The following is a 769-nucleotide window of genomic DNA, read 5'->3' as shown; positions in this document are numbered from 1 at the left end:
CAGCTTCGGTGTCAGTATCAGTATCTTCTCCTGTACCAGTAGTTTCTTCCTCTTCTTCTTCCCACTCTTCAGAAGTTTCTTCACCTTCTTCCTCTTCTTCCCAATCTCCTTCTGTTTCTTCTTCTTCCTGCTCTTCTTCTTCTTCCTCTTCGGTAGTTTCTTCTTCATTTGAATCTTTCCTGAACACAATCACATAACGATTGTAATGTTCTCCTGACTCAAGAGTGGTTTCATAATCTCCTTCTAAAAGATTGGTTACTGTATTTTGAACACGGTCTTTTAAGAATACTGTTGTTGTTTCTGTATCTACATTTTCAAGAGCATCTATACGTATTCTGATAGGTCCTGATTGAGGTAATGTAACAACTAATGGGAATTCTGAAACATCTGTCACATTTGGAACACCTAAGATGACAAATTTCTTGTCTTCCATATCCCATGTCATATCTTCTGTAGGACCAAATTGAATCTCTCCATCATAGGCTCTATCTATTCCAAAGGTTGTCGTTGGATCTACCGTAAGAAGTAGTTGTCTATGATATAGGCTTGGAGAATCAAATCCGATTCTAAACTTCTCACGCATATCTGGTGCATCTAAATCTGAATCATCTAACTGCTGATCAATATCAGGGTTTGTCGTAGGGCCTTCTTGTTCATTTTGCTCTTCTTGAGGTTCTCCAAATAAGAAGATAGAAGCTCCCGTCTCTCTTACGAAATTACGTTGTGAGTTATTAAATACGATATCACCATCACTATCGGCAGCCACAAA

1 pseudogene is annotated in these 769 nt (G+C 38.5%); it reads right to left on the bottom strand.

The window, feature by feature from the left end:
• Positions 1-769, bottom strand: a pseudogene (locus Q1A01_RS23600) (hypothetical protein); the annotation flags it as partial.

The organism is uncultured Dokdonia sp. (genome assembly GCF_947492815.1).
GTDB lineage: Bacteria > Bacteroidota > Bacteroidia > Flavobacteriales > Flavobacteriaceae > Dokdonia.
Note: the sequence above shows the minus strand (reverse complement) of the source record. Positions and strands in the feature narration are given on the sequence as shown.